Below are 20,137 nucleotides of genomic sequence, written 5' to 3' on the forward strand. Positions count from 1 at the left end.
CCGGCGGCAAACAAGGAGATTTTCGTGAGGCGACTGCCCGGCATTCTGCTGATCACTGGCGCAACGTTGATCGTTATCGTCGCACTGCTGGTGAGTGGTTTGCGGCTGGTTTTGCCGCACCTCGATGCCTGGCGTCCAGCGCTGCTCGAAAAAATTGAAGCCATGACGGGTACCCCCGTCGATGCCAGCCAGATCCAGGCCAACTGGGAAAACTATGGCCCAACGCTTGATGTCCGCGATATCAAAGCGGGCTTGAAAGATGGTGGTGAGATGAGCGTGAAACGTGTCACGTTGGCGCTCGATCTCTGGCAAAGTATTTTGCACGCCCGCTGGCAGTTCCGTGACCTCACTTTTTACCAATTGCAGGTGCGCACCAATACCCCGTTAAGTCGAAATAAAGGGGATAGCAAACTCGAGCCGGGTAAAATCAGCGATCTCTTTTTACGCCAGTTCGATCACTTTGATCTTCGCGACAGTTCCCTGAGTTTCCTGACGATTTCCGGCCAGCGCGCCGAACTCGCCATTCCACAACTCACCTGGCTTAACTCCAAAAACCGTCACCGCGCCGAAGGGCTGGTCAGCTTATCGAGCTTTAACGGCCAACACGGCGTGGCGAAAGTACGCATGGATCTGCGTGACGAAAATGGCTTATTGAACATCGGTAAAGTCTGGCTACAGGCTGAAAATGTTGATATGAAACCGTGGCTTGGTCGTTGGATGGAAGACAATATCGACTTGCAGACCGCTGAGTTTACCCTCGAAGCCTGGATGGATATCAAAGCGGGTGATATTTCAGGTGGCAACGTCTGGTTGAAGCAAGGTGGTGCCAGCTGGGCTGGGAAAAACACCGGGCATCAGATGTCGGTTGATAATTTGATGGCACGTGTCAATCGTTCTGCTGCGGGCTGGGATATTGCCATTCCATCGACCAATATCACCCTTGATGGTAAAACCTGGCCCAAAGGTTCTTTATCACTGGCGTGGGTTGCTCCGCAAAATGTTGGTGGAAAAGAGAGTACGCGCAGCGATGAGTTACGTGTACGTGCCACTAATATGGAGCTGGAAAGCTTCACCGGTTTGTTACCGATTGCAGAGAAGATTTCACCGGATTTCGGTGAAATCTGGAACACGCTGCAACCACGCGGGCACATTGATGTGCTGGCCGTGGATATTCCTCTTCAGCAGACCGAAAACACTCGTATGCAAGGGCGCTGGAAGGACGTTAGCTGGAAGCAATGGAAAATGTTACCCGGCGTCGAACACTTCTCGGGGTCGGTCACCGGTGGTGTCGGGCACGGGCAGCTTAATGCGCAGGTTATTGACGCCAAAATGCCATACGTGGGCGTATTCCGTGCCCCGCTGGAAGTTGAACGAGCCGTTGCCACGCTCGAATGGCAGAAGAATGCCGCGGGTTTCCAGCTTGATGGCAAAAATCTGGATGTGAAAGCCCGTTCTGTCTGGGCTGCGGGTGACTTCCGCTACTATCAGCCGACAGGCGATGAACCCTGGTTGGGGATTTTAGCCGGAATTAGTACGCATAATGGCGGTGATGCCTGGCGTTACTTCCCTGAAAACCTGATGGGAAAACAGCTGGTTGATTACCTCAGCGGTGCGATACAAGGTGGCGAGTCCGATAACGCGACTCTAGTGTATGGCGGCAATCCGCGTCTTTTCCCTTATGTGCATAACGAAGGTCAGTTCCAGGTCTACGTCCCGCTGTATAACGCTAAATTTGCCTTCCAGCCTGACTGGCCAGCATTAGACAACTTGAATATTAGTCTGGATTTCATCAATAACGGTTTGTGGATGAAATCGGATGAAGTGAAACTGGGTGGTGTGACCGGGCGTAATCTGACGGCAAATATTCCGGATTACAAAAAGCAAAAGCTGTTAGTCGATTCTGACATCAGTGGCCCGGGCAGTGCGGTTGGGCCGTATTTCAAAGAAACTCCGCTCAAAGATTCTCTGTCTGCTGCACTGGATGAACTCCAGATTGGCGGCGATGTGAATGCTCGCTTACATCTGGATATCCCGCTGAACGGTAAAATGACTACCGCTTCGGGCGATGTTCAGCTCAAGAACAATACCTTGTTGATTAAACCGCTCTCCAGCACGTTGAGTAACCTGAGCGGTAAGTTCAGCTTTGTGAATGGTGATTTGCAAAGTGAACCGTTAAAAGCCACCTGGTTTAACCAACCGATTGGCATTGATTTCAATACTAAAACGGGCGTGAAAGACTACCAGATTGGCGTCAATTTGCTGGGCGACTGGCAGCCGACAAAAATGGGTATTATCCCTGAACCCATCAGCAAAGAATTGAGTGGCAATGTCCCGTGGAAAGGCGATGTAGCGATTACGCTTCCTTATCGCGGAGAACCGAATTACCAGATCAACGTCGCCGCAGACTTGAAGAATGTGAGCAGTCACTTACCTGCTCCTGTCGATAAATCAGCGGGGCAAGCGCTACCGTTGAATGTCGCGGTGAAAGGAAATCTCGATAGTTTCGATCTGACGGGTAACTCCGGTGCGAAAAATCATTTCTCCAGCCGTTGGCTACTGAATAAAAAGCTCACTCTTGACCGGGCAATTTGGGCAACCAATAGCCAAACCGTTCCTCCATTACCTGATAACTCCGGCTTAGAACTGGATCTTCCGGCGATGGATGGTGCGCAATGGTTGGCGTTGTTTAGCCATGGAGCGGTGGAAAGCGTGGGGAACTCGGCATCATTCCCAACTAACGTCACACTGCGCACGCCTTCGCTGACGTTTGCTGGCCAGCAATGGAACAACCTGAGTCTGGTTTCCCAGGCCATTACGAATGGCACGCGCGTCGAAGCGCAGGGGCGTGAAGTGAATGGCTCGTTGACGATACAAAACAATGCACCGTGGCGTGCAGCAATCAAGTATCTCTATTTCAACCCTGACTGGGGTAATAGCAAAGCCAAATCGACCAGTGCTTCACCGTTGGAAGGCAATGAAGCGATTGATTTCCGTGAATGGCCTGATTTACAACTTCGCTGTGGCGAGTGTTGGCTTTGGGGGCAAAAATATGGCCGTATTGACGGTGATTTCGCCGTCAAAGGAAACACGCTACAACTGGAAAACGGGTTAATCGATGCCGGATTTGCAAAGCTTACCGCCAGCGGTGTGTGGGTGAATAACCCGGCAGAAGAACGCACGTCTTTAAAAGGTAAACTACACGGCAAAAAACTTGATGCTGCGACCAACTTCTTTGGCGTCAAAACGCCGATTCAAGGCTCATCGTTTGATGCAGACTATGATTTACACTGGCGTGATAAACCGTGGCAGCCGCAGCTTGCCTCATTAAACGGTATTCTTCATATCAAATTAGGCAAAGGGCAAATTGCTGATCTGGGTACAGGCCACGCCGGACAATTGCTGCGTTTAGTCAGTGTCGATGCGTTGATGCGTAAACTGCGTTTCGACTTCAGCGACACCTTTGGTGAAGGTTTCTACTTTGATTCCATCCGTAGTACCGCCTGGATTAAAGACGGGGTTCTGAACAGCGATGATACGCTGGTGGACGGACTGGAAGCCGATATTGGCATGAAAGGCTCGGTCGATTTAGTTCAGCGTCGACTTGATGTTGAAGCTGTTATTGCACCAGAAATTTCTGCCACCGTCGGCGTGGCAACGGCATTCGTGGTGAACCCAATCATCGGTGCCGCGGTATTCGCCGCCAGCAAAGTGTTAGGGCCGCTATGGAGCAAAATATCTGTACTGCGCTACCACATCACAGGATCGGTCGATAAACCGCAAATCAATGAAGTGCTCCGCCAGCCAAGGCTGAAAGAGGCTAAGTGATTTGACGTGCGCGGTTAATTGCCGCAAGCTCAATAGATATGCCTTTAGGGCACCCAACTTGTTTGTAAAAAGAGTAGCGAAACGATGAGTCTGAACCTGGTAAGTGAGCAGTTGCTGTCTGCGAATGGCTTAACCCATCAAGATCTGTTTTCCATTTTGGGACAATTGTCCGAGCGCCGACTCGACTACGGAGATCTCTATTTCCAGTCCAGTTATCACGAATCCTGGGTGCTGGAAGATCGCATCATTAAAGATGGTTCTTACAACATCGATCAGGGTGTTGGCGTGCGCGCCGTGAGCGGCGAGAAAACCGGTTTTGCCTATGCCGACCAGGTCAGCTTGTTGGCGCTGGAACAAAGTGCTCATGCCGCACGAAGCATCGTGCAGGAAAAAGGGAATGGCCGGGTTCAAACATTAGGTGCCGTGCAGCATAGCGCGCTCTATACCAGTGCCGACCCTCTGCAAAGCATGACGCGTGAAGAGAAACTCGACATCCTGAAACGCGTTGATAGCGTTGCCCGTGCGGCAGACGCCCGCGTCCAGGAAGTGACTGCCAGCCTGACGGGCGTTTATGAATTGATTCTGGTCGCGGCAACTGACGGGACTCTGGCGGCTGACGTTCGCCCGCTAGTGCGCTTGTCTGTCAGCGTTCAGGTTGAAGATAACGGCAAACGCGAGCGCGGCTCAAGTGGCGGCGGCGGTCGTTTCGGTTATGAATATTTCCTCGAAACCGTTGATGGTGAAGTTCGTGCAGATGCCTGGGCGAAAGAAGCAGTGCGTATGGCTTTAGTGACCCTTTCTGCGGTGGCAGCACCAGCAGGCATGTTCCCGGTAGTGCTTGGCGCGGGCTGGCCAGGTGTTTTGCTGCATGAAGCGGTGGGGCACGGTCTTGAAGGTGATTTTAACCGTCGTGGCACTTCCGTGTTCAGTGGCCAGATAGGCCAATTGGTTGCTTCAGAATTGTGTACTGTTGTCGATGACGGCACCATGGCGAACCGCCGTGGCTCTGTTGCAATTGACGATGAAGGTGTGCCTGGCCAATACAACGTATTGATCGAAAACGGTGTGCTGAAAGGCTACATGCAGGACAAACTCAATGCTCGTCTGATGGGCGTTGCGCCAACCGGTAATGGCCGTCGTGAATCTTACGCGCACCTGCCGATGCCACGCATGACCAATACCTACATGCTGGCGGGAAAATCGACTCCACAAGAGATTATCGAATCGGTTGAATACGGGATCTACGCTCCGAACTTTGGCGGCGGGCAAGTGGATATCACCTCCGGCAAGTTTGTGTTCTCAACTTCTGAAGCGTATCTCATCGAAAATGGCAAAGTGACCAAACCAGTGAAAGGCGCAACGCTGATTGGTTCCGGTATTGAAACTATGCAGCAGATTTCTATGGTCGGTAACGATCTGGCGCTGGATAACGGTGTCGGTGTCTGCGGCAAAGAGGGGCAGAGCCTGCCTGTCGGTGTCGGCCAGCCAACGCTCAAAGTCGATAACCTGACGGTTGGCGGCACAGCGTAAAACAATGACAGCCGGGTTTACTCCCGGCTGTTTTCTATCGCACGTCCTTTCTTATCTCGTACCCCTTGATAGAGGTGCGAAACCTTCACGAAATATTCAGTCAGGTAGTTAATGCAGACCTGTACTTTCAACGGCAACTTATCTTTTTCCGTATACAACGCGTATACCGGACGCGGGTCGGATTGATAACTCGGCAGTAAGATCTCAAGCGTTCCGTCATTGATCTCATCGATCACCCACATCAACGGGACATAAGCGATACCAGCCCCCACTTTTAGCCAGCGACTTAATGTCATGGGATCATTGGTCACGAAGCGCCCTTGCGGGATCATCCGCGTCGTCAGCCCTTCAGGTGCTATCAACTCGAATTCATTATGCGGACGAATGCTGTATTCCAGCCACGAGTGACTGGCAAGATCGGCCGGCTTTTCCGGCGTGCCATTTTGCTGGAGATAACTTTTGGCGGCGCAAATCACCATAGGCATCGATCCGAGCCGTGTCGAGAACAGACTGGAATCCTGTAAAGCACCTACACGAATCACTACGTCCAGACCATCAGCGATCAGGTCGGGCGCGGGAATGCCTGTCACCAGATTAACCGTTAACTCGGGGTACTCTTTGAGCATCTCGGCGGTCATGGACGCGAGGACATTTTGTGCCATAGTTGAAGAACTGCCGATACGCAGCGTACCAATTGGCGTGTTGTTAAAAGCGTAGAGTTGCTCATGCACCTCTTGCGCTTCGTGCAGCATCTTGCGGCAGCCGAGGTAGTAGATTTTACCGGCCTCAGTCAGCCCGATGCTACGCGTGCTGCGGTTTAACAGCTTTACCTGTAACTCATCTTCAAGTTTGGAAACGGTTTGGCTGATGGACGATACGCTCATTTCCAGCTGCCTGGCCGTTGCGGTAAAAGAGCCAAGCTCGACCACTTTGGCAAACACCGACATGCGTTTAAGTCTTTCCATTGTTCACTCTGGCTTAAAAGTGATTTAGATCACACATTATAGATAACCCGCTAACAATTACGTTAATATATTATTACTAACACCACCCGTATCAGTCGTTAGCACAGCATTTCTGGCAGCTCCTGGGTTGGTGTCTTCCGAATTTTCTGCAAGGTTAACATGAGTCTATTTCCCGTTATCGTGATATTCGGTCTTTCTTTTCCGCCGATATTCTTCGAGCTAATTCTTTCGCTGGCGCTGTTCTGGTTGGTTCGCCGTCTGCTGACTCCGACGGGAATTTATGATTTTGTCTGGCACCCGGCATTATTTAATACAGCGCTTTATTGCTGCCTGTTTTATCTAATCTCGCGCCTGTTTGTTTGAGGTTGATGTGAAAGCACTTACAAGAAAAATGACCCGCACGGCCATCACACTGATTTTGGTGCTGCTGGCTTTCATCGCTATCTTCCGTGCCTGGGTATTTTATACCGAATCCCCGTGGACGCGTGATGCCCGCTTCACCGCAGATGTTGTCGCGATTGCTCCGGACGTATCGGGTTTAATCACTGACGTTAAAGTCCATGACAACCAACTGGTAAAGAAAGATCAGATTCTCTTCACCATCGATCAGCCACGTTATCAGAAAGCCCTGGAGCAAGCCCAGGCCGATGTCGCTTATTACCAGGTTTTGGCCGGGGAGAAACGCCGTGAAGCTGGGCGTCGTAATTCACTGGGCACCCAGGCGATGTCACGGGAAGAAATTGACCAATCTAACAACGTGCTACAAACCGTTCTGCATCAATTAGCAAAATCCGAAGCAACCCGTGATTTGGCTGCATTGGATTTGCAACGCACGATTATCCGCGCGCCTGCTGATGGTTGGATAACCAACCTGAATGTCTACTCTGGCGAGTTTATTACCCGTGGTTCCACGGCGGTAGCGTTGGTAAAACAGGGTAGTTTCTACATTCTGGCCTACATGGAAGAGACCAAGCTTGACGGTATTCGCCCAGGTTTCCGGGTACAAATCACGCCACTGGGCAGTAATCGCGTATTACGCGGCACGGTTGATAGCATTTCTGCCGGGGTGACTAACGCCAGCAGTACCAAAGATGCAAAAGGGATGGCGACGGTTGATTCAAACCTGGAATGGGTGCGTTTGGCACAGCGTGTGCCCGTGAGAATTCGTCTTGATGATCAGCAAGCTAACCTTTTCCCGGCGGGAACCACGGCCACGGTTGTTGTGACTGGCGATAAAGACAGAGATATCAACCACGATTCGGTATTCATTAAATTCATGCATCGTTTGCGTGAGTTCGGCTAAGCATAGGCTGACATGTATTTCATCTCGCACTTACATTTACGCTTTGCCTTCAAGTTGGCTTTTGCCATCGTGTTGGCGGTGTTTGTTGGTTTCCATTTTCAACTGGAAACTCCGCGCTGGGCGGTGCTAACTGCGGCGATTGTAGCGGCTGGCCCGGCGTTTGCTGCTGGCGGTGAACCCTATTCAGGGGCGATTCGTTATCGCGGAATGCTGCGTATCATCGGTACTTTTATTGGCTGTATTGCCGCGCTGTTAATCATCACTTCAATGATTCGTGCACCTGTTGTGATGCTGTTGGTATGCTGTATTTGGGCTGGTTTTTGTACCTGGATTTCCTCGCTGGTTAAAGTTGAAAATTCCTACGCCTGGGGGCTTTCTGGCTACACGGCGTTAATCATTGTTATCACCATTCAAGCCAACCCGCTTGTCACCCCACAATTTGCGGTCGAGCGGTGTAGTGAGATTGTGATTGGTATTGTTTGCGCGATTCTTGCCGATTTAATTTTTTCCCCGCGTTCCATTAAGCAAGAAATTGATCGTGAGCTGGATAACCTGCTGGTGGACCACTATCGCCTGATGCAGTTGTGTATTGCTCATGGTGACAAAGAGGAAGTTGATAAGGCCTGGAGTGGCCTGGTGCGCCGCACTACCGCTCTGGAAGGGATGCGCGGGAATCTCAATATTGAATCCTCACGCTGGAATCGTGCTAATCGCCGCCTGAAAGCGATCAACTCGCTCTCGCTAACGCTTATCACCCAGGCTTGCGAAACATTTCTGATTCAAAACACGCGTCCGGAATACATGACTCCAGAATTCCGTATGTTGTTTGAGTTACCTGTAGAAACCGCTGCTGATGTTCATAAGCAGGTGAAAGTTATCCGCAGAGCCATTTCATACACCGGCGATAAAAATACACCCGCCACAATAAGCAGTTGGGTAGGCGCGTTCAGCCGCTATCTGTTGCTAAAACGTGGCGTTATCAGCAACACCCGTATTAGCGCGGTGGAAGAAGAGGTTTTGACCCAGGAAGTGGTCATCAAAGTGCAGTCTGCAGAAGGGCATCACGCGATGATAAACTTCTGGCGTACCACGATTTCCTGCATTCTTGGCTGCTTATTTTGGTTATGGACGGGCTGGACATCGGGCAGCGGTGCGATGGTTATGATTGCCGTTGTGACGTCGCTGGCGATGCGTTTACCCAATCCGCGCATGGTGGCGATTGATTTTCTGTACGGTACCATTGCCGCTTTGCCGCTCGGTGCGTTCTATTTTTTAGTGGTGATTCCGTCGACTCAGCAAAGTATGTTGCTGCTGTGCATCAGCCTTGCATTGCTGGGTTTCTTTATGGGCATTGAAGTACAAAAGCGCCGCTTAGGGTCGATGGGGGCATTGGCAAGTACCATCAATATTATCGTTTTAGATAACCCAATGACGTTTCATTTCAGCTCGTTTTTGGACAGCGCATTGGGGCAAATAGTGGGTTGTTTCCTGGCGATGATGGTTATCTTGCTTATCCGCGATAATTCAAAAGAGCGCACGGGCCGCACGCTGCTTAATCAATTTGTTTCTGCGGCAGTTTCTGCGCTGACCACCAACAAAGCGCGCCGTAAAGAAAACCATCTGCCAGCGCTCTATCAGCAGCTTTTCTTACTGCTCAATATGTTCCCGGGTGATATCGATCGTTACCGCCTGGCGCTGACATTGATTATCGCGCACCAGCGATTACGTGATGCACCGATCCCGGTGAATGATGATCTCTCAGCATTCCATCGCCAGTTGCGAAACACGGCTGATAAGCTTACTTCGGCATCAAGTGATGATAAAAAACAGCGCTACTTCAAACAATTATTGGAGGAGCTGGATATTTACCAGGAGAAATTGCGTGTTTGGGAGGCGCCGCTACAAGTCACCGAACCGGTGAAACGGCTGGCGCATGTGTTGCATAAATACCAGCATGCCCTGATAAATGCCTAACCCGAGCCGACGCCTGCGTCGGCTTTTTTGTATCTATACTTATTGGATGCGCAATTCATAACGGGAGAAAATTATGACAAATCAGGCACTCCAGGATAGTGAATTATTTAACACGGGTTATCTGGTCAATGGTGAATGGCACAAGCTGAACGAAACCTTCGACGTTCTCAATCCTGCCACCGGTGAAGTTGTCGCTAAAGTCGCAAAAGCAGGCAAAAAGGAAGCTGAAGATGCGATTGCCGCAGCCGCTAAAGCTTTTCCTGCATGGCGTGCAAAAACCGCCAAAGAACGTTCAACCATCCTCTACCGTTGGTTCCAGTTAATTATTGAGAACAAAGCCTGGCTCGGGCGCTTAATGACCACCGAACAAGGCAAGCCGCTGAAAGAGGCGGAAGGTGAGGTTGAGTACGCCGCAAGTTTTATCCAGTGGTTCGCTGAACAGGCCAAACGGGCAAATGGTGAAATCATCCCTCCAGCCAAACCTGGATCACGCATTCTGGCAACCCGCGAGCCAATTGGTGTTGTCGCGGCAATTACTCCGTGGAATTTCCCCATGGCGATGCTGACACGCAAACTCGGCCCGGCGCTTGCTGCGGGTTGTACTGGCGTGATTAAACCAGCTAACAACACACCACTATCAGCCTTTGCCTTACTGGCGCTGGCAAAAAAAGCCGGGGTACCTGATGGGGTATTAAATGCCGTCGCAGGGAACACGCAAGAAATTAGCGACGCAATAATGGCGAGCCACGCGGTTCGTAAAATTTCGTTTACCGGTTCTACGGCAGTTGGCAAAACATTAGTGCGCAACGCCGCGGAAACCATGAAGAAAGTGTCGATGGAATTAGGCGGTAATGCGCCTTATATCGTCTTTGATGACGCGGATATCGACGAAGCAGTGAAAGGGGCCATTGCTAACAAATTCCGTAATGCAGGCCAGGTCTGCGTTAGCGTGAATCGTTTCTTTATTCAGGACGGTGTTTATGACCAGTTCGTGAATAAACTGGCCGATGCGGTTAAGGCACTGAAAGTCGGTAACGGCCTGGAAGAGGGCGTGGTTGTCGGGCCATTAATTGAAAAATCCGCAGTCGATAAAGTGCGTGAGCATATCGAAGATGCTATCGCGCAAGGTGGCAAAGTGCTGGTGGGAGGTAAGAGCCATGCGTTGGGGGGCAACTTCTGGCAGCCCACGGTGATTGTCGATGCCAGCGATGAAATGAAACTGGCACATGAAGAAACCTTCGGGCCACTCGCTGCTTGCTTCCGTTTTAAAACGGAAGGGGAAGTTATTGAGCGGGCGAATAATACGCCATTTGGTTTGGCGGCATACTTCTATACTCAAAATCTATCGCGTGTATTCCGCGTTTCGCAAGCACTTGAAAGTGGGATGATTGGTATTAACGAATGTGCGGTGTCGACTGAGTTGGGGCCGTTTGGCGGAGTGAAAGAATCTGGACTAGGGCGAGAAGGCTCGGTACTGGGCCTGGATGAGTTTCTGGAAGTCAAAACCTTGCATATTGGCGGGCTGTAGAAGCTCAAAAGATAAGAGCGCTCTGGTTAAGGTGGCAAGTAATGAAAAAATACACCTTTGATTTTAGTCAGATAGAAGATCAGCCGGGATTCTATCGTCACTTTATCCAGGTATTTCAACTTGAGAAAAAACAGGTTCACGATCTCGATAGTTTATGGGATGTCGTCGTTGGAGGCATCTTACCTCTCCCGGTGGAAATAGAATTTGTTCACCTGCCGGAGATGCAAAGACGGCGCTACGGGGCGTTGATTTTGCTTTTCGACGAAGCAGAAGAGGAACTGGAAGGGCAATTGCGTTTCAACGTACGTGGTTAACCATGATGTTAGGGCATAAAAAAGCCCCCGCGAGCGGGGGCAAAGCCGTCAGTTTTGACGACGAGGGTTTATTTATACAGTTCAGCGGTAGCGTGCCATGCATCGCCACTACGTGCTTCGGTAATACGATATGCCGATGCACCTTCTTTAGTCGCTTTCTGTGATAATTCCTGACGCATATCCATTGGTGCACTGCCAACCTGGCTGACAGAAATGCTACCCATAGATTGCATGTTTTGTGCTTGTTCGCTGTTTACCTGATGTGCGGCTGCGTTAGCGCCGAAAGAGATAACAGAGAAAAGGCTCAGTGCTGCGATAGTTAATTTGGTTTTCATAATCTTTACTCCTGAATGGTTTTCTCAACGACCGGAAGGGCTAAACTGCTTTATTGTTCTTGGGGCCGTTGTCTGGATTATCGTTGTATTGCTTTTGCTTATTGCTACCGGGCTGTTACTTGTACAGCTCTGCTGTTGCATGCCATTGGTCGCCAGTACGGGCTTCAATGATGCGGTAAGAAGAAGCGCCTTGCTCTTCAGCTTTCTTATTCAGCAACTGGTGCATGTCCATCGGAGCACTACCGACCTGGCTGACAGACACTGAACCCATCGCCTGGCGGTTTTGTGCCTGTTCGGTATTAATAGATGTCGCTGCAAAAGCGCCGAATGACAGCATCGAGAGCAGGCTTGCGGTAACTAAAGTTGATTTCATGTTCATAATTTTCGCCTCGTCGTATTCTTTTATTGGGGCCTTCATTTCGTGACCCTCATCACAAAATCAAGTATACACTAATAACCTACAAAATTAATACCACGCTAATTATTCTCTATGAAACTTTACAATAATAGAGGCTTTTTATATTACGTAAAGTTATTAAAATGAGTCTTTTATTGCTGATTTTTTGTTAAGTATAAGTAAAAACAATGAGATGCCATGAATTAGCTTTTTGTGCGATTCATCACATAACCGGCTGATGAGAGAGATGTTTAGATTTGGGGAAAGCCTAAATAAGGGGATTTACGTATAAACGATGACAGCCAGGGGATTGTTATGAAGGTGTTATTCCCGCCGTACTGACAGCGGGAATACGGAAGTAATGCTTACAACTCTTGTTCGAACAACACCAAAATTGCTTCATACAATTCTTTTACAGTGAAGTCCCTTGCCGGGGTGGTAAAGATGGTGTCATCACCAGCAATCGTGCCCAAAATACCTTCAGCTTTACCTAACGAATCCAGCAAACGTGCAATTAACTGTGCCGCCCCTGGGCTTGTGTGGATAACAACAACGGCATCGTTGTAATCAATATCCAGTACCAGGTTTTTCAGCGGGCTGGACGTTGTTGGCACGCCAAGCTCGGCTGGTAAGCAGTACACCATTTCCATTTTGGCGTTGCGGGTACGCACCGCACCAAACTTGGTCAGCATACGAGAGACTTTGGATTGGTTGATGTTTTCGAAACCATCATTTTGCAAAGCATGAACGATTTCACCTTGAGAACTGAATTTCTCTTCTTTTAATAATGCTTTGAACGCTTTGACTAATTCTTCTTGTTTTGAGGAAATACGCATATATCACCCATGTTCAGGTCAACGAAGATAACATTATTATGCATTTAAATGAATTGTTATGCAAATTATTGGCTGGGTGAAGGCCTGAAATAATGTTATGAAAGAGGCGGATATTATCAAATTTTGTTATCGAGAAACATGCCTTCGTCACGACTCTAAAATAAGATGCCAAGTAAACTAAATGTTATCAAAATGATGTTGTTTTGCTGCGGATGGAGGGGTAATGTAACCGCCGTTGATGTGACAACATCAGGTTGTGACCGGGCGCTAAGGCGTCGTTTCCACCCGGCGAGTAAATGCAGCAGTAACGTTTCAGGAATGCTCAACCTCGCAATCCTAAAGCGGGAAGATTGTAATTACCCCTTCCCTGGATTATGGTCGCCACCGCATGGAGTTACGGCACCTATTTGCTAACCATAATAAGGAGTTTAGGATGAAAGTTGCAGTCCTCGGCGCAGCAGGCGGTATTGGCCAGGCGCTTGCCCTTCTACTCAAGACCCAACTGCCTTCAGGTTCAGAACTCTCCCTGTATGATATTGCACCGGTAACCCCTGGTGTTGCAGTCGATCTGAGTCATATCCCTACTGATGTGAAAATCAAAGGTTTCTGCGGTGAAGACGCAACACCTGCACTGGTTGGTGCAGATGTCGTGCTGATCTCTGCGGGTGTGGCACGTAAACCAGGTATGGATCGTTCAGACCTGTTTAACGTCAACGCGGGAATCGTGAAAAATCTGGTTCAACAGATTGCTAAAACTTGCCCGAAAGCCTGTATCGGTATTATCACAAACCCAGTGAATACCACCGTTGCGATTGCTGCGGAAGTGCTGAAAAAAGCAGGTGTTTACGACAAAAACAAACTGTTTGGCGTGACCACGCTTGACATCATCCGCTCCAACACCTTTGTTGCGGAACTGAAAGGCAAACAGCCGACTGATATCGAAGTTCCTGTCATTGGCGGCCACTCCGGTGTGACCATTCTGCCACTGCTGTCGCAGATTCCTGGTGTTAGCTTCACCGAGCAAGAAGTTGCTGACCTGACTAAGCGTATCCAGAATGCTGGGACCGAAGTTGTAGAAGCTAAAGCGGGTGGTGGATCTGCAACCCTGTCAATGGGCCAGGCAGCTGCGCGCTTTGGTCTGTCACTGGTTCGCGCGCTGCAAGGCGAAAGCAATGTGGTTGAATGTGCGTACGTTGAAGGGAATGGCGAACACGCTCGTTTCTTCTCTCAGCCATTGCTGCTGGGTAAAAACGGTATCGCAGAGCATAAATCTTACGGCAAACTGAGCGCTTTCGAGCACCAGGCGTTGGAAGGGATGCTGGATACTCTGAAGAAAGATATTACCCTTGGCGAAGAGTTTGTTAACAAATAAACCCTGAGCTTTAGAGATAAAAAAACCGGAATGTAGATTCCGGTTTTTTTTCGCCTGCGACTTATTAGTTTGTCGCGGGGTATTCCTGAATCGTGACTTGTAGCGTCAGCTTCTTATCTTCACGCATCACTTCAACTGGAATGACAGAGCCTGGACGAATCTCCGCCACCTGATCCATGGTGCCCAAAGCCGAAATTGCGGGTTTGTGGTTCACAGAGATAATCACGTCGTTAACCAGCAGACCTGCTTTAGCCGCCGGGCCGTCAGGTGTCACTTCGTTAACGATAATTCCCTGAATCTGATCAATGCCGGTTGCGGGGCCATGTAATGGCGTTATCTCGCGCCCGCCAATCCCAATGTAGCCACGAATCACGCGGCCATCGCGAATCAGCTTATCCATGATTTTGGTGGAGAGCTGTGTTGGTATGGCGAAGCCGATACCTTCAGGGGTTTCACCATCGTTACTTTTATCAAACGACAGGGTGTTGATACCCATCAGTTCGCCCAGCGAGTTAACCAATGCGCCGCCTGAGTTACCGTGGTTGATTGAAGCGTCAGTTTGCAGGAACGACTGGCGGCCGGAGGGGCTAAGGCCGATACGACCGGTAGCACTGATGATCCCCTGTGTAATGGTCTGCCCGAGGTTATACGGGTTACCAATCGCCATGACGACATCACCAATATGCGGTACGCGCTTATTGTTGATTGGAATCACCGGGAGGCTGGTGGCATTAATTTTCAGCACGGCCAAATCGGTCAGGCTATCAGAACCCACAAGTAACGCTTCAAAAACGCGACCATCTTGCAGAGCAACGATAATTTGCTCGGCATCATTAATGACGTGTTTGTTGGTAATGATGTAGCCGCGCTCATCCATGATGACACCAGAGCCGAGAGTGCGAATTTGTAACTGGTTACTGGCATTGCTGCCGACACTGCGGTTGTAAACGTTTACCACAGCAGGCGCAGCACGACGCACCGCTGAGTTGTAGCTCAGCGGCGTTTCGTCGGCACTGTCAAAGTTCGAGGGCGCTAAGGGAATGATTTTCTGGCGAAGCGTTGGCATCGTTACCAACAACAATCCCGCCACAATCAGGCCAATCACCACCGAGCGTAATATCTTCAGAAACATGTATTTGAGTTAGTCAATGATAAACCGGAAGCAGAATAGCATGAGTTAATCGGACATCGTACCGCGATGTCCGATTACTGAGCAGATTAGCGCACTAACAGATAGAGACTCTCTTCACCGCGTGCAATATGCAGCGCAATTACGTCTGGTTTGCTTTCCAGCACCTTACGCATCTCGGCAATGCTTGTGACCTTCTCGCGATTAACGCCAATGATAAAATCATCTTTGTGCAAGCCGGCTTGCGCAGCTGGTGTGCCTTTTTCAACGCTATCCAGTTTGATGCCTTTAGTGCCATCTTTTAACTGACCGTCGCTCAACGTTGCACCTTGCAACGCAGGCATGACCAGTTCCGCGTTGGCAGAGGATGCGGTACTTTTATCAAGTGTCACGCTCACTTCCAGTGGTTTTCCGTCACGCAGCAAGCCAAGTTTCACCACCGTTCCAGGCTCCGTTGTGGCGATTTTGGCACGTAGCTCGGCAAAACTACTGATATTTTTGCCATTCAGACTGGTAATTACATCACCGGCTTTTACGCCTGCTTTATCTGAACCCGATTGAGGCAATACTTCGCTGACGAACGCGCCGCGCTGGGTGGTCAGATTAAATGCTTTGGCAATATCAGCACTCATTTCTGTGCCTTTAATGCCCAACATGCCGCGCTTAATTTCGCCAAACTCCATCAACTGTTTCGCCAGGGTTTGCGCCATATTACTCGGAATAGCAAAGCCGATACCGACGCTACCGCCACTTGGCGCAAGGATTGCCGTGTTAATACCAATGAGCTCGCCATTCAGATTCAGCAGTGCACCGCCGGAGTTACCACGGTTGATTGAGGCGTCTGTCTGGATAAAGTTTTCCAGCCCTTCGAGGTTTAGACCGCTGCGCCCCAGTGCTGAAACAATCCCGGAAGTTGCTGTTTGCCCCAGACCGAATGGGTTACCCACGGCAACTGCAAAATCACCCACTCGCAGTTTGTCTGAGTCCGCTACCGCGATTTGCGTCAGGCCGGTCGCCTTCTGGATTTGAATCAGCGCAATATCACTTTGATCATCGCCGCCAATCAATTTGGCATCAAACTCACGTCCATCATTGAGCTGCACGCTGATTTTTTCGGCGTTATTAATGACGTGGTTATTGGTCAGCACATAGCCTTTCTCAGCATTTATGATGACGCCGGAACCCAGCCCTTCAAATGGTTGAGCTTCAGAAGGGGGCATATCCTCGCCAAAAAACTTTTTAAATTCTTCAGGGACTTTCTGAGTCGGGGCAGCGGCCGTTCCTTCAACCTGAACACTAACCACTGCGGGTAATACTTTTTCCAGCATCGGCGCAAGACTCGGCAACGCTGGCTGACCCGGAATCTGCGCAGGCAACGACGCATTCACTTGCGATGCAACACCGAACGTCAGTCCGACACTTAACGCTAAGGCACTCAACAACAGTGTTTGTTTCTTCATTGATGGCTTGCTCTCGTGACCTGAACCTGGAAAAGGATAACCCGATAACACGCCGATATTATTGAAATATCAGCCGGGTAACAATGTTGTTATAGAGTGAATAGATACTAGTAAATGATAGCTGCGCTGAGGAGAGATTGGGGTGCGAAAGCTGCACCCCAAGGATAAATTTTACATTTGTGATTAATCGCGTTTTGCGCGCTCGGTACGCAGCAAACCGGACGCACCTTCAGAATAGTCACGCGGCATCTGCACCGGAGCTTGATCATTACTGGCTTCTGACTCAGCGAGGCGGTTACGGAACGGGTTCGCTTCGGCTGACATTTCAGGCAACAGGCTGCTGGAGCTTTTCGCCATATGTTGATAAAGCTGGCGATAATCATGAGCCATGTTATCCAGCAACTCTGCGCTACGGGCAAAATGACTGACTAACTCTTCACGATACTCTTCAAGTTCTGCTTTGTTTTTCTCGATTTCGTACTGCATGGCCTGCTGCTGACGCAGCTTGCGGTTGCCAAAACGCATAGCAACTGCACCAACGATGATGCCAACAACTAACCCAATTAGCGCATATTCCCAGGTCATGAACTTCTCCCGTTGTCTTGTGTTTCCGTAGGGTAATGTAGCCACTATAACCGTTAACCTAAGAGAAGTGGAATCCTGACGCAGCATCGCTTAGGGTAGAACGGCCTTTTTTTCGACAACCGTCCTTTTTTGAGTACTAAGTAAACGGCAATCCGATTTTTAAGGAAATACCATAATACCATGCAAAATCTCTCTCCCGCATCGCGCTACCAACAAGCTCTGACTGAGGGCAGCTATCAACCCGATGATGTTCAGCATGAAGCCGTAACCCGGCTGGATGCAATCTGGCAGGCGTTAAGCAGCCAAACACCGACGCTCCCTGCAAGCAGTAGCTTCCTTGGCAAACTGTTTGGTAAACGTAGTGCTTCAGTGGCTCAGGAGCCGGTTCGCGGGCTGTATATGTGGGGCGGCGTAGGGCGCGGGAAAACATGGCTAATGGACATGTTTTTTCAGAGTCTACCTAGCGAGCGTAAGCTTCGGCTGCACTTCCATCGCTTCATGTTGCGGGTTCACGAAGAGTTGGGTGAGCTTCAAGGGCAAACCGATCCTCTGGAATTGATAGCCGATAAGTTTAAGTCTGAGACAGATATTCTCTGTTTTGATGAGTTTTTTGTTTCAGATATCACCGATGCAATGTTGCTTGGTTCACTGATGCAGGCCTTGTTTACCAGGGGGATTACCCTTGTGGCGACTTCAAATATTCCCCCTGATGATCTGTATCGTAATGGCTTGCAGCGAGCGCGTTTTCTGCCTGCGATTGAGGCAATAAAACGCCATTGCGAAGTGATGAACGTGGATGCTGGCATTGATTACCGCCTGAGAACGCTGACCCAGGCTCACCTGTGGCTTTCTCCGCTGAATGACCAAACCGCGCAGCAGATGGATAAACTCTACACTGCACTGGCTGGCGCGATACGCGAAGGGGAACCGGTGCTGGAAATAAACCATCGTCCTTTAGCGACCCTCGGAATCGCCAATCAAACACTGGCGGTAGATTTTAATACCTTGTGCGTCGATGCCCGCAGCCAACTCGATTACATTGCGCTGTCGCGTCTTTTTCATACCGTGATGCTATTTAACGTGCCGGTGATGGGGATTCGAAACGAAAACGAAGCGCGGCGATTCATTGCGCTGGTTGATGAATTTTACGAGCGCCACGTCAAGCTGGTGGTTTCAGCGCACGTCCCGCTGTTTGAGATTTATCAGGGTGAAAGATTACGCTTTGAGTTTCAGCGCTGCCTGTCTCGCCTGCAGGAAATGCAAAGTGAAGAGTATTTGCGATTGCCGCATATGCCGTGAACCACAATTCGCATGCAAGCTGACCACAAACTGCGACAAAAACTACAAAAAGGTTCGACCTTTGGGGGCGACTTCCCTATAATCTTGCGACCCCACGTTACAACCAAAGTTTTTTTCCCAAAACTTGGTCGTGCTGGCATTGGCTATTCGAAGGGGTAGGTTTGCCGGACTTTGTCGTGTGAACCTTGAACTGATTTTAAACGTTTGGGTGAACACCTACGTGTAACTATTTATTGGGTAAGCTTTTAATGAAAACTTTTACAGCTAAACCAGAAACCGTACAGCGCGACTGGTTCGTTGTTGATGCTGACGGTAAGACCTTAGGTCGCCTGGCTACTGAATTGGCTCGCCGCCTGCGCGGTAAGCACAAAGCGGAATACACTCCGCACGTTGATACTGGTGATTACATCATCGTTCTGAACGCAGAAAAAGTTGCTGTAACCGGCAACAAGCGTACTGACAAAGTGTATTACCATCACACCGGTCACATCGGTGGTATCAAACAAGCGACCTTTGAAGAGATGATTGCCCGCCGTCCTGAGCGTGTGATTGAAATCGCGGTTAAAGGCATGCTGCCAAAGGGCCCGCTGGGCCGTGCTATGTTCCGTAAACTGAAAGTTTACGCGGGCACCGAGCACAACCACGCGGCACAGCAACCGCAAGTTCTGGACATTTAATCGGGATTATGGCAATGGCTGAAAATCAATACTACGGCACTGGTCGCCGCAAAAGTTCCGCAGCTCGCGTTTTTATCAAACCGGGCAGTGGCAAAATCGTTATCAACCAACGTTCTCTGGAACAGTACTTCGGTCGTGAAACTGCCCGCATGGTAGTTCGTCAGCCGCTGGAACTGGTTGATATGGTTGAGAAATTCGATCTGTACATCACTGTTAAAGGTGGTGGTACTTCTGGTCAGGCTGGTGCGATCCGTCACGGTATCACCCGCGCTCTGATGGAGTACGACGAGTCCCTGCGTGGCGAACTGCGTAAAGCTGGCTTCGTTACTCGTGATGCTCGTGAAGTTGAACGTAAGAAAGTCGGTCTGCGTAAAGCACGTCGTCGTCCTCAGTTCTCCAAGCGTTAATTGTCGTCTGCTTTTTGCAGAGTACAATTTGCGAAAAAGCCCGGTCTTGTACCGGGTTTTTTTATGCCTGAAAATTATATTTAGTGTATCTAACATTATGATATAAAACACTTTTTAGGCAAATTCCAGATCCGCTCCCCACAAAACCCGTAAAATCTGGTAAACTATCAACCAATTTTCTGCCCTGTGGTCGGCATCAGA

General features: G+C 49.7%; 18 protein-coding genes. 11 read left to right on the top strand and 7 right to left on the bottom strand.

The window, feature by feature from the left end; all coding sequences use genetic code 11:
• Positions 1-24 precede the first annotated feature (24 nt).
• Both yhdP and tldD read left to right on the top strand, forming a co-directional pair.
• Entirely contained in the window at positions 25-3,825 is a 3,801-nt protein-coding gene (gene yhdP / locus MES37_RS00780) for an AsmA2 domain-containing protein YhdP (protein WP_121814804.1), read from the top strand.
• 84 nt (positions 3,826-3,909) lie between these two features.
• Entirely contained in the window at positions 3,910-5,355 is a 1,446-nt protein-coding gene (gene tldD / locus MES37_RS00785; protein WP_064543046.1) for a metalloprotease TldD, read from the top strand.
• 17 nt (positions 5,356-5,372) lie between these two features.
• On the opposite strand, the gene aaeR is transcribed toward tldD, so the two are convergent.
• On the bottom strand, positions 5,373-6,320 hold the full coding sequence (gene aaeR, locus MES37_RS00790) for an HTH-type transcriptional activator AaeR (RefSeq protein WP_064543048.1): 948 nt from the start codon (positions 6,318-6,320) through the stop codon (positions 5,373-5,375).
• A gap of 159 nt (positions 6,321-6,479) precedes the next feature.
• On the opposite strand from aaeR, the gene aaeX reads away from it, so the two are divergent.
• The 5 genes from aaeX to MES37_RS00815 all read left to right on the top strand — a co-directional run bounded on the left by aaeX (position 6,480) and on the right by MES37_RS00815 (position 11,439).
• Positions 6,480-6,683, top strand: coding sequence for a p-hydroxybenzoic acid efflux pump operon protein AaeX (gene aaeX, locus MES37_RS00795; RefSeq protein WP_034498893.1), 204 nt, complete (start codon positions 6,480-6,482; stop codon positions 6,681-6,683).
• Positions 6,684-6,690: 7 nt separating this feature from the next.
• Positions 6,691-7,623, top strand: a complete 933-nt coding sequence (aaeA, locus tag MES37_RS00800) for a p-hydroxybenzoic acid efflux pump subunit AaeA (protein WP_064543049.1) — start codon at positions 6,691-6,693, stop codon at positions 7,621-7,623.
• A gap of 12 nt (positions 7,624-7,635) precedes the next feature.
• The gene (aaeB, locus tag MES37_RS00805) at positions 7,636-9,597 is read left to right on the top strand and encodes a p-hydroxybenzoic acid efflux pump subunit AaeB (RefSeq protein WP_121814805.1); all 1,962 of its coding nucleotides are present in this window, start codon (positions 7,636-7,638) and stop codon (positions 9,595-9,597) included.
• Positions 9,598-9,670: 73 nt separating this feature from the next.
• Positions 9,671-11,125, top strand: coding sequence for an NAD-dependent succinate-semialdehyde dehydrogenase (locus MES37_RS00810; protein WP_237929904.1), 1,455 nt, complete (start codon positions 9,671-9,673; stop codon positions 11,123-11,125).
• 41 nt (positions 11,126-11,166) lie between these two features.
• On the top strand, positions 11,167-11,439 hold the full coding sequence (locus MES37_RS00815; RefSeq protein ID WP_064543055.1) for a barstar family protein: 273 nt from the start codon (positions 11,167-11,169) through the stop codon (positions 11,437-11,439).
• 68 nt (positions 11,440-11,507) lie between these two features.
• On the opposite strand, the gene yhcN (MES37_RS00820) is transcribed toward MES37_RS00815, so the two are convergent.
• The 3 genes from yhcN (MES37_RS00820) to argR form a co-directional block, all read right to left on the bottom strand.
• Positions 11,508-11,774 (bottom strand): peroxide/acid stress response protein YhcN, encoded by a 267-nt coding sequence (gene yhcN, locus MES37_RS00820; protein ID WP_064543057.1) that lies wholly within the window; start codon positions 11,772-11,774, stop codon positions 11,508-11,510.
• 115 nt (positions 11,775-11,889) lie between these two features.
• Positions 11,890-12,153 carry a peroxide/acid stress response protein YhcN gene (yhcN, locus tag MES37_RS00825; RefSeq protein WP_064543059.1) on the bottom strand — a complete coding sequence of 88 codons (264 nt, stop codon included), beginning with the start codon at positions 12,151-12,153 and terminating at the stop codon, positions 11,890-11,892.
• A 383-nt stretch (positions 12,154-12,536) separates the two neighbouring features.
• The gene (gene argR / locus MES37_RS00830; protein ID WP_064543060.1) at positions 12,537-13,007 is read right to left on the bottom strand and encodes a transcriptional regulator ArgR; all 471 of its coding nucleotides are present in this window, start codon (positions 13,005-13,007) and stop codon (positions 12,537-12,539) included.
• 433 nt (positions 13,008-13,440) lie between these two features.
• Here argR and mdh point away from each other — a divergent pair, with 433 nt between their 5' ends.
• A complete protein-coding gene (gene mdh, locus MES37_RS00835) occupies positions 13,441-14,379 on the top strand; it encodes a malate dehydrogenase (protein ID WP_064543062.1) in 939 nt (312 codons plus the stop codon).
• A 64-nt stretch (positions 14,380-14,443) separates the two neighbouring features.
• Here mdh and degS read toward each other — a convergent pair whose 3' ends face one another.
• From degS to zapG, 3 genes are all read right to left on the bottom strand, one after another.
• Positions 14,444-15,511 carry an outer membrane-stress sensor serine endopeptidase DegS gene (gene degS / locus MES37_RS00840; RefSeq protein ID WP_064543064.1) on the bottom strand — a complete coding sequence of 356 codons (1,068 nt, stop codon included), beginning with the start codon at positions 15,509-15,511 and terminating at the stop codon, positions 14,444-14,446.
• Between the two features lie 86 nt (positions 15,512-15,597).
• Positions 15,598-16,968, bottom strand: a complete 1,371-nt coding sequence (gene degQ, locus MES37_RS00845) for a serine endoprotease DegQ (protein ID WP_133522284.1) — start codon at positions 16,966-16,968, stop codon at positions 15,598-15,600.
• A gap of 183 nt (positions 16,969-17,151) precedes the next feature.
• Positions 17,152-17,553 carry a Z-ring associated protein ZapG gene (gene zapG / locus MES37_RS00850; RefSeq protein WP_064543068.1) on the bottom strand — a complete coding sequence of 134 codons (402 nt, stop codon included), beginning with the start codon at positions 17,551-17,553 and terminating at the stop codon, positions 17,152-17,154.
• A 180-nt stretch (positions 17,554-17,733) separates the two neighbouring features.
• On the opposite strand from zapG, the gene zapE reads away from it, so the two are divergent.
• The 3 genes from zapE (at position 17,734) to rpsI (ending at position 19,936) form a co-directional block, all read left to right on the top strand.
• Positions 17,734-18,852 carry a cell division protein ZapE gene (gene zapE / locus MES37_RS00855; protein ID WP_237929905.1) on the top strand — a complete coding sequence of 373 codons (1,119 nt, stop codon included), beginning with the start codon at positions 17,734-17,736 and terminating at the stop codon, positions 18,850-18,852.
• A gap of 248 nt (positions 18,853-19,100) precedes the next feature.
• Positions 19,101-19,529: a 50S ribosomal protein L13 gene (gene rplM / locus MES37_RS00860; protein ID WP_034459800.1), complete on the top strand. Its 429-nt coding sequence runs from the start codon at positions 19,101-19,103 to the stop codon at positions 19,527-19,529.
• Positions 19,530-19,543: 14 nt separating this feature from the next.
• The gene (gene rpsI / locus MES37_RS00865; RefSeq protein ID WP_064543072.1) at positions 19,544-19,936 is read left to right on the top strand and encodes a 30S ribosomal protein S9; all 393 of its coding nucleotides are present in this window, start codon (positions 19,544-19,546) and stop codon (positions 19,934-19,936) included.
• Positions 19,937-20,137: the final 201 nt, after the last annotated feature.

Source organism: Buttiauxella sp. S19-1 (assembly GCF_022134725.1).
Lineage (GTDB): Bacteria > Pseudomonadota > Gammaproteobacteria > Enterobacterales > Enterobacteriaceae > Buttiauxella > Buttiauxella ferragutiae.

What these genes read in the sequence shown, in the direction of transcription:
- tldD (WP_064543046.1), top strand. Translation starts at nt 3,910, where the DNA reads ATGAGTCTGAACCTGGTAAGTGAGCAGTTGCTGTCTGCGAATGGCTTA.
- aaeR (WP_064543048.1), bottom strand. Translation starts at nt 6,320, where the DNA reads ATGGAAAGACTTAAACGCATGTCGGTGTTTGCCAAAGTGGTCGAGCTT.
- aaeX (WP_034498893.1), top strand. Translation starts at nt 6,480, where the DNA reads ATGAGTCTATTTCCCGTTATCGTGATATTCGGTCTTTCTTTTCCGCCG.
- aaeB (WP_121814805.1), top strand. Translation starts at nt 7,636, where the DNA reads ATGTATTTCATCTCGCACTTACATTTACGCTTTGCCTTCAAGTTGGCT.
- MES37_RS00810 (WP_237929904.1), top strand. Translation starts at nt 9,671, where the DNA reads ATGACAAATCAGGCACTCCAGGATAGTGAATTATTTAACACGGGTTAT.
- MES37_RS00815 (WP_064543055.1), top strand. Translation starts at nt 11,167, where the DNA reads ATGAAAAAATACACCTTTGATTTTAGTCAGATAGAAGATCAGCCGGGA.
- yhcN (WP_064543057.1), bottom strand. Translation starts at nt 11,774, where the DNA reads ATGAAAACCAAATTAACTATCGCAGCACTGAGCCTTTTCTCTGTTATC.
- yhcN (WP_064543059.1), bottom strand. Translation starts at nt 12,153, where the DNA reads ATGAACATGAAATCAACTTTAGTTACCGCAAGCCTGCTCTCGATGCTG.
- argR (WP_064543060.1), bottom strand. Translation starts at nt 13,007, where the DNA reads ATGCGTATTTCCTCAAAACAAGAAGAATTAGTCAAAGCGTTCAAAGCA.
- mdh (WP_064543062.1), top strand. Translation starts at nt 13,441, where the DNA reads ATGAAAGTTGCAGTCCTCGGCGCAGCAGGCGGTATTGGCCAGGCGCTT.
- degS (WP_064543064.1), bottom strand. Translation starts at nt 15,511, where the DNA reads ATGTTTCTGAAGATATTACGCTCGGTGGTGATTGGCCTGATTGTGGCG.
- degQ (WP_133522284.1), bottom strand. Translation starts at nt 16,968, where the DNA reads ATGAAGAAACAAACACTGTTGTTGAGTGCCTTAGCGTTAAGTGTCGGA.
- zapG (WP_064543068.1), bottom strand. Translation starts at nt 17,553, where the DNA reads ATGACCTGGGAATATGCGCTAATTGGGTTAGTTGTTGGCATCATCGTT.
- zapE (WP_237929905.1), top strand. Translation starts at nt 17,734, where the DNA reads ATGCAAAATCTCTCTCCCGCATCGCGCTACCAACAAGCTCTGACTGAG.
- rplM (WP_034459800.1), top strand. Translation starts at nt 19,101, where the DNA reads ATGAAAACTTTTACAGCTAAACCAGAAACCGTACAGCGCGACTGGTTC.
- rpsI (WP_064543072.1), top strand. Translation starts at nt 19,544, where the DNA reads ATGGCTGAAAATCAATACTACGGCACTGGTCGCCGCAAAAGTTCCGCA.